The following is a 7,213-nucleotide window of genomic DNA, read 5'->3' on the forward strand; positions in this document are numbered from 1 at the left end:
TTCTCCCCTTTCACTCGATTGGTCTTAAATAAACGGCTGCGTATGGTGGAATCGTCATTTCCACATACCCATCCCTTCCATGATACGGTTGATTGTGCACGGTAAGCGGGTTGGGGTTCACTTGATGGGAACCTCCAAACCTTCCATCATCACTATTCCAGATCTCTTCATACGAAGAAACCTTATCTACCCCCACCTTATACTGGTGATACACATGAGGACTGAAATTGCAGATCACCACAAGATGATCTCCCTTCTCTATCCCATAACGGATGAAAGAGAAAATCTGCTGCTCTGCATTATTTACGTCAACCCACTGGAACCCGTCTGAACGATGATCCATCTGAAATAATGGTTCAGCACCTTTATATAAATGCATAAGCTCTTTAAAATATGAATTGAATTTGTGATGAAATTCGTAATCCAGTAAATGCCAATCCAATTCCTCAAGGTCCTTCCATTCTGAAAACGGGGCCAGTTCACTTCCCATGAACAGAAGCTTTTTACCTGGATGAGCCATCATGAAGCTCAGAAGCAACCGATATTGAGCAAATTTCTGCCAGTAATCCCCGGGCATTTTATTTAATAACGACTTCTTCCCATGCACCACTTCATCATGGGAGAAGGGAAGAACATAATTCTCTGAAAAGGCATATAACAGTGAAAACGTGATGAGAGAATGCACATGCCTTCGTTCAGATGGATCGGTTTCCATATATTTAAGGACGTCATTCATCCATCCCATATTCCACTTATAATTAAATCCCAGTCCTCCATAATGAACGGGAGACGTCACCTGTGGCCAGTCCGTAGAATCCTCTGCAATCATCAAAATCGAAGAATCAAACTCAAAAACGGCCTTGTTCAAGTTTTTCAAAAACTGTATGGCGCCTTCATTCGGGTTAAGCTCACCCTGATTCGCCCAATAGATGATGTTCGCCACCGCATCGATCCTGAAGCCATCGATATGATACTGATCCATCCAGAAGCGGGCGTTTGAAATCAGGAAACTCCTCACTTCCCCTTTACCTAAATCAAAGTTCGCCGTTCCCCACGTATAATTCTCCCGGTCCCTTTCCTCACTGTACTCATAGGCGAACGAACCATCGAACTTATATAACCCATGCGCATCCTTACAAAAATGACCTGGGACCCAATCCAGGATCACGCCAATATTATGTAAATGACATTCATTCACAAATGCCATCAAATCATGTGGTGAGCCGTAGCGACTGGTAGGGGAATAATAACCCGTACCCTGATAACCCCAAGACCGGTCAAATGGATGCTCCGTGACAGGCAGCAGCTCAATATGGGTGAATCCCTGCTCCTTCACATGGGGAATCAATTGCTGCGCTAATTCCCTATAAGATAGAAACGTTCCTGCTTCCTTCTTCCACGTACCTAAATGGACTTCATAAATCGCCATTGGCTTGTCGTAGATGGTAGTGGATGAACGGTTCTCGAGCCACTTCTCATCTTCCCATCGAAAGCCATCCAGCTCATACACGACGCTTGCCGTATGAGGGCGCTTCTCAGAGGCAAACCCGTACGGATCCGCCTTCAGCTTCTTTGCACCCAGGGGAGTCGTAATCTCATACTTATACGTTTCTCCCGTCAGGTCTTGATCGACTCGAATCGTCCACAAACCTTCACTATTCCGCTTTTTTAGATCATATCCATTCCCATTCCATTGATTAAAGGACCCCACCAATGAAACATGCCTTGCTTTCGGTGCCCAAACGCAAAATTCTGTATAGGTCCCAGTGGAATCCCTTCTCACATGTGCACCCATAAACTGATAGGCCTGCTGCAAATTTCCCTCATGAAACAAAAACACATCGTAATCTGTTATGGTCATTGCGTTCATCATCTCACCTACATTTTTTCAATCTACATAACTACTTTCTCACAACATCACCAAAATCCTCTTTATAATCGTCGTTCAATTACGACAATTTACTACATGCATATATGAAAAAGCGGTTTATTTGGAAAGTTATTCTAAATGGTAAGGTTTACATTGTAAAAACATAGGGGAAATACGTTGAATTCTTAGCGGAATTTGTCGAAAGTTTTTTCATGAAAAAAGCTAAAATATGTAGGGAATATAGAAGGATTCCGGTATTTTGTATAAGATTTTGGTTGGTTGGAAGATGAAGCAGCTGTGTCGAATAAAGGGAGGAAAGTGGTGTTTGATGACCTTGTTTTTCGATGATCACTGACCTTCTCTTCCGCACTGGAAAATTTGATTTGTATGAAGTGAAGTTGATAATAAAACGGGGGAAGTGGATCATATACCGGGAAAGTCGATAATATATCGGGGAAAGTCGATAATATATCCAATGACGCAGAAACCAGGAACATATTTTTTCATATAAAGCATGCTTATATCAGCTTCATTTCAAGCCAAAGTACTACTTTGTACAACAAAAAAAGACTATCAAGAATGATAGTCTCTTCATAATGACCCATACGGGATTCGAACCCGTGTTACCGCCGTGAAAGGGCGGTGTCTTAACCGCTTGACCAATGGGCCTAAATGGCGGAGAAGGAGGGATTTGAACCCTCGCGCCAGTTGCCCGACCTACACCCTTAGCAGGGGCGCCTCTTCAGCCACTTGAGTACTTCTCCAAATATGGCTCCGCAGGCAAGATTCGAACTTGCGACCGATCGGTTAACAGCCGATAGCTCTACCACTGAGCTACTGCGGAATAATGAAATGGTGGGCCTAAGTGGACTCGAACCACCGACCTCACGCTTATCAGGCGTGCGCTCTAACCAGCTGAGCTATAGGCCCAAAAAATAAATTGGAGCGGGTGAAGGGAATCGAACCCTCATCATCAGCTTGGAAGGCTGAGGTTTTACCACTAAACTACACCCGCAATAAAAAATAAAATATGGGGCGACTGATGGGAATCGAACCCACGAATGCCTGAACCACAATCAGGTGCGTTAACCACTTCGCCACAATCGCCATAATGTGTCTAAATAAAAAATGGTGGCTCAGGACGGAATCGAACCGCCGACACATGGATTTTCAGTCCATTGCTCTACCAACTGAGCTACTGAGCCTTACTTAGTTTTGAAAAAAATAATACCATTATCTTTTAATGAAAATGGCGGTCCGGACGGGACTCGAACCCGCGACCTCCTGCGTGACAGGCAGGCATTCTAACCAACTGAACTACCGGACCAAAGCTTTTTGCGTTAGCAAAATAGGTTTCATTACCTTCGCGCTAGCGAAAATAACTATCCATACGTGACTCATCGCGAATTATCAAGTTCCTAATTCATAAACAAATCAAAATGGTATTGCGGGGACAGGATTTGAACCTGCGACCTTCGGGTTATGAGCCCGACGAGCTACCGAACTGCTCCACCCCGCGACGATAAAATATATTTAAGTGTCCACTATCCCATTGTGTATCGCGTAGAACCACCCCGACTTCAGTAAGCTTATTCAAGTTGCTGCTCAGTCGGTGCGCTGATGTAGACGCTCCGAAGATTATTCGGTCGTGCTCCACCCCGCGACGATAAAATATAAAAGATAATATGGAGGAGGAAGGGGGATTCGAACCCCCGCGGGCTGTTACACCCCTGTCGGTTTTCAAGACCGATCCCTTCAGCCGGACTTGGGTATTCCTCCGTAATAAAAATGGTACTTGGTGGACCTTGTAGGACTCGAACCTACGACCGGACGGTTATGAGCCGTCTGCTCTAACCAACTGAGCTAAAGGTCCCTAATGGTAGCGGCGGAGGGGATCGAACCCCCGACCTCACGGGTATGAACCGTACGCTCTAGCCAGCTGAGCTACACCGCCAAGAAACATATAACATAGTATTCAGTTTCACTTTCGCAAAACATATAGGATTTTTTGCTGTGCAAACATCAATGAAGATTATTTTGCTGGTGCAAAAAATCTTGGTGGAGCCTAGCGGGATCGAACCGCTGACCTCCTGCGTGCAAAGCAGGCGCTCTCCCAGCTGAGCTAAGGCCCCAAAGAAGGTGGTCGGGAAGACAGGATTCGAACCTGCGACCCCTTGGTCCCAAACCAAGTGCTCTACCAAGCTGAGCTACTTCCCGATATATGGCGCGCCCGAGAGGAGTCGAACCCCTAACCTTTTGATCCGTAGTCAAACGCTCTATCCAATTGAGCTACGGGCGCTAAATGAATTCTATAATAGTAACGTAAGGATAGATATTTTGCTTACGCAAATCAATGATGATTATTTTGCTTCGCAAAAAATCCTGGTGCCGAGGACCGGAATCGAACCGGTACGGTAGTCACCTACCGCAGGATTTTAAGTCCTGTGCGTCTGCCAGTTCCGCCACCCCGGCAAGTCTCTGGAGCGGAAGACGGGATTCGAACCCGCGACCCCCACCTTGGCAAGGTGGTGTTCTACCACTGAACTACTTCCGCAAAAGAAATGGTGCGGGTGAAGGGACTTGAACCCCCACGCCTTGCGGCGCCAGATCCTAAGTCTGGTGCGTCTGCCAATTCCGCCACACCCGCATTTATTTATGTTTTTCACATTGGAGAAAAACAATGGTAAGATATTTTGCCGAAGCAAAAATCAATGGTGAGCCATGAAGGATTCGAACCTTCGACCCTCTGATTAAAAGTCAGATGCTCTACCAACTGAGCTAATGGCTCGTCTCATAAAAAACCAAATGGTGCCGGCAAGAGGACTTGAACCCCCAACCTACTGATTACAAGTCAGTTGCTCTACCAGTTGAGCTACACCGGCGTGTAAGATCCTTTTATAAATACTGCTTAATGAAAGTAGTTCACCGGAGCAGTTTAAGGAAAGATATTTTGCTGGCGCAAAAATCTTTGGTGGAGGATGACGGGATCGAACCGCCGACCCTCTGCTTGTAAGGCAGATGCTCTCCCAGCTGAGCTAATCCTCCATGGTATATAGCCTGGCGACGTCCTACTCTCACAGGGGGAGATCCCCCAACTACCATCGGCGCTGAAGAGCTTAACTTCCGTGTTCGGCATGGGAACGGGTGTGACCTCTTCGCCATTGTCACCAGACTATGTCTTGTCTCTTTTTTAGGACAAGTATTATTATATCGTGTAGATATAATTTTTCAAGGCTTTTTTATATTTTCGTATAAAATTATTCCCTGAAAACTAGATAAAGAATTGATGTCAAGAAAGCCGAATATCGACCAATTGTTGTTCATTAAAATAATGACTCTTTGTGGTTAAGTCCTCGATCGATTAGTATCAGTCAACTCCACATGTCGCCATGCTTCCATCTCTGACCTATCTACCTAGTCATCTTCTAGGGATCTTACTCACTTACGTGATGGGAAATCTCATCTCGAGGGGGGCTTCATGCTTAGATGCTTTCAGCACTTATCCCTTCCGCACATAGCTACCCAGCGATGCCTTTGGCAAGACAACTGGTACACCAGCGGTGCGTCCATCCCGGTCCTCTCGTACTAAGGACAGCTCCTCTCAAATTTCCTGCGCCCACGACGGATAGGGACCGAACTGTCTCACGACGTTCTGAACCCAGCTCGCGTACCGCTTTAATGGGCGAACAGCCCAACCCTTGGGACCGACTACAGCCCCAGGATGCGATGAGCCGACATCGAGGTGCCAAACCTCCCCGTCGATGTGGACTCTTGGGGGAGATAAGCCTGTTATCCCCGGGGTAGCTTTTATCCGTTGAGCGATGGCCCTTCCATGCGGAACCACCGGATCACTAAGCCCGACTTTCGTCCCTGCTCGACTTGTAGGTCTCGCAGTCAAGCTCCCTTGTGCCTTTACACTCTGCGAATGATTTCCAACCATTCTGAGGGAACCTTTGGGCGCCTCCGTTACTCTTTAGGAGGCGACCGCCCCAGTCAAACTGCCCACCTGACACTGTCTCCCACCCCGATAAGGGGCGCGGGTTAGAATTTCAATACAGCCAGGGTAGTATCCCACCGATGCCTCCACCGAAGCTGGCGCTCCGGTTTCCAAGGCTCCTACCTATCCTGTACAAGCTGTACCAAAATTCAATATCAGGCTACAGTAAAGCTCCACGGGGTCTTTCCGTCCTGTCGCGGGTAACCTGCATCTTCACAGGTACTATAATTTCACCGAGTCTCTCGTTGAGACAGTGCCCAGATCGTTACGCCTTTCGTGCGGGTCGGAACTTACCCGACAAGGAATTTCGCTACCTTAGGACCGTTATAGTTACGGCCGCCGTTTACTGGGGCTTCGATTCGCACCTTCGCTTGCGCTAAGCACTCCTCTTAACCTTCCAGCACCGGGCAGGCGTCAGCCCCTATACTTCGCCTTACGGCTTCGCAGAGACCTGTGTTTTTGCTAAACAGTCGCCTGGGCCTATTCACTGCGGCTCTCTCGGGCTTGCACCCTACCAGAGCACCCCTTCTCCCGAAGTTACGGGGTCATTTTGCCGAGTTCCTTAACGAGAGTTCTCTCGCTCACCTTAGGATTCTCTCCTCGCCTACCTGTGTCGGTTTGCGGTACGGGCACCTTTTTCCTCGCTAGAGGCTTTTCTTGGCAGTGTGGAATCAGGAACTTCGCTACTATAATTCGCTCGCTATCACAGCTCAGCCTTCGCGATGACGGGATTTGCCTCATCATCAGCCTAACTGCTTAGACGCACATATCCAGCAGTGCGCTTACCCTATCCTCCTGCGTCCCCCCATTGCTCAAACGGAAAAGAGGTGGTACAGGAATATCAACCTGTTGTCCATCGTCTACGCCTATCGGCCTCGACTTAGGTCCCGACTAACCCTGAGCGGACGAGCCTTCCTCAGGAAACCTTAGGCATTCGGTGGATGGGATTCTCACCCATCTTTCGCTACTCATACCGGCATTCTCACTTCTAAGCACTCCACCAGTCCTTACGGTCTAGCTTCGCAGTCCTTAGAACGCTCTCCTACCACTGACACCTAGAGGTGTCAATCCACAGCTTCGGTGATACGTTTAGCCCCGGTACATTTTCGGCGCAGAGTCACTCGACCAGTGAGCTATTACGCACTCTTTAAATGGTGGCTGCTTCTAAGCCAACATCCTGGTTGTCTAAGCAACTCCACATCCTTTTCCACTTAACGTATACTTTGGGACCTTAGCTGGTGGTCTGGGCTGTTTCCCTTTCGACTACGGATCTTATCACTCGCAGTCTGACTCCCATGGATAAGTCTTTGGCATTCGGAGTTTGTCTGAATTCGGTAACCCGATGA

Annotated in this window: 1 protein-coding gene, 21 tRNA genes and 2 rRNA genes (1 of these 24 cut by a window edge); all 24 read right to left on the reverse strand. The window is 47.6% G+C overall.

Going from position 1 to position 7,213, the window contains the following annotated elements:
• Positions 1–10: 10 nt before the first annotated feature.
• On the reverse strand, positions 11–1,873 hold the full coding sequence (gene glgB, locus M1J35_RS21090; RefSeq protein ID WP_371928694.1) for a 1,4-alpha-glucan branching enzyme: 1,863 nt from the start codon (positions 1,871–1,873) through the stop codon (positions 11–13).
• Positions 1,874–2,467: 594 nt separating this feature from the next.
• A tRNA-Glu gene (locus tag M1J35_RS21095) sits at positions 2,468–2,539 on the reverse strand.
• A gap of 4 nt (positions 2,540–2,543) precedes the next feature.
• A tRNA-Ser gene (locus tag M1J35_RS21100) sits at positions 2,544–2,634 on the reverse strand.
• Between the two features lie 5 nt (positions 2,635–2,639).
• Positions 2,640–2,714 (reverse strand) — tRNA-Asn (locus tag M1J35_RS21105).
• A 9-nt stretch (positions 2,715–2,723) separates the two neighbouring features.
• Positions 2,724–2,800, reverse strand: a tRNA-Ile gene (locus tag M1J35_RS21110).
• A gap of 11 nt (positions 2,801–2,811) precedes the next feature.
• A tRNA-Gly gene (locus M1J35_RS21115) sits at positions 2,812–2,885 on the reverse strand.
• Between the two features lie 16 nt (positions 2,886–2,901).
• Positions 2,902–2,977, reverse strand: a tRNA-His gene (locus tag M1J35_RS21120).
• Between the two features lie 22 nt (positions 2,978–2,999).
• Positions 3,000–3,075, reverse strand: a tRNA-Phe gene (locus M1J35_RS21125).
• Between the two features lie 45 nt (positions 3,076–3,120).
• Positions 3,121–3,197, reverse strand: a tRNA-Asp gene (locus M1J35_RS21130).
• A gap of 118 nt (positions 3,198–3,315) precedes the next feature.
• Positions 3,316–3,389 (reverse strand) — tRNA-Met (locus tag M1J35_RS21135).
• Between the two features lie 167 nt (positions 3,390–3,556).
• Positions 3,557–3,649: transfer RNA gene (locus M1J35_RS21140), tRNA-Ser, on the reverse strand.
• Positions 3,650–3,666: 17 nt separating this feature from the next.
• Positions 3,667–3,743: transfer RNA gene (locus M1J35_RS21145), tRNA-Ile, on the reverse strand.
• 4 nt (positions 3,744–3,747) lie between these two features.
• Positions 3,748–3,824: transfer RNA gene (locus M1J35_RS21150), tRNA-Met, on the reverse strand.
• Positions 3,825–3,926: 102 nt separating this feature from the next.
• Positions 3,927–4,002, reverse strand: a tRNA-Ala gene (locus M1J35_RS21155).
• A gap of 8 nt (positions 4,003–4,010) precedes the next feature.
• Positions 4,011–4,087, reverse strand: a tRNA-Pro gene (locus tag M1J35_RS21160).
• 5 nt (positions 4,088–4,092) lie between these two features.
• A tRNA-Arg gene (locus tag M1J35_RS21165) sits at positions 4,093–4,169 on the reverse strand.
• 84 nt (positions 4,170–4,253) lie between these two features.
• Positions 4,254–4,342: transfer RNA gene (locus tag M1J35_RS21170), tRNA-Leu, on the reverse strand.
• Between the two features lie 7 nt (positions 4,343–4,349).
• Positions 4,350–4,424 (reverse strand) — tRNA-Gly (locus M1J35_RS21175).
• Between the two features lie 8 nt (positions 4,425–4,432).
• Positions 4,433–4,517, reverse strand: a tRNA-Leu gene (locus M1J35_RS21180).
• 65 nt (positions 4,518–4,582) lie between these two features.
• Positions 4,583–4,658, reverse strand: a tRNA-Lys gene (locus tag M1J35_RS21185).
• An 18-nt stretch (positions 4,659–4,676) separates the two neighbouring features.
• Positions 4,677–4,752: transfer RNA gene (locus M1J35_RS21190), tRNA-Thr, on the reverse strand.
• 87 nt (positions 4,753–4,839) lie between these two features.
• Positions 4,840–4,915, reverse strand: a tRNA-Val gene (locus M1J35_RS21195).
• A gap of 10 nt (positions 4,916–4,925) precedes the next feature.
• Positions 4,926–5,042 (reverse strand): 5S ribosomal RNA (rrf, locus tag M1J35_RS21200).
• A 169-nt stretch (positions 5,043–5,211) separates the two neighbouring features.
• Positions 5,212–7,213, reverse strand: a 23S ribosomal RNA gene (locus tag M1J35_RS21205) (it continues 935 nt past the right edge of the window).

Origin of the sequence: Rossellomorea sp. KS-H15a (assembly GCF_024195245.1) — a bacterium.
GTDB lineage: Bacteria > Bacillota > Bacilli > Bacillales > Bacillaceae_B > Rossellomorea > Rossellomorea vietnamensis.

What these genes read in the sequence shown, in the direction of transcription:
- glgB (WP_371928694.1), bottom strand. Translation starts at nt 1,873, where the DNA reads ATGATGAACGCAATGACCATAACAGATTACGATGTGTTTTTGTTTCAT.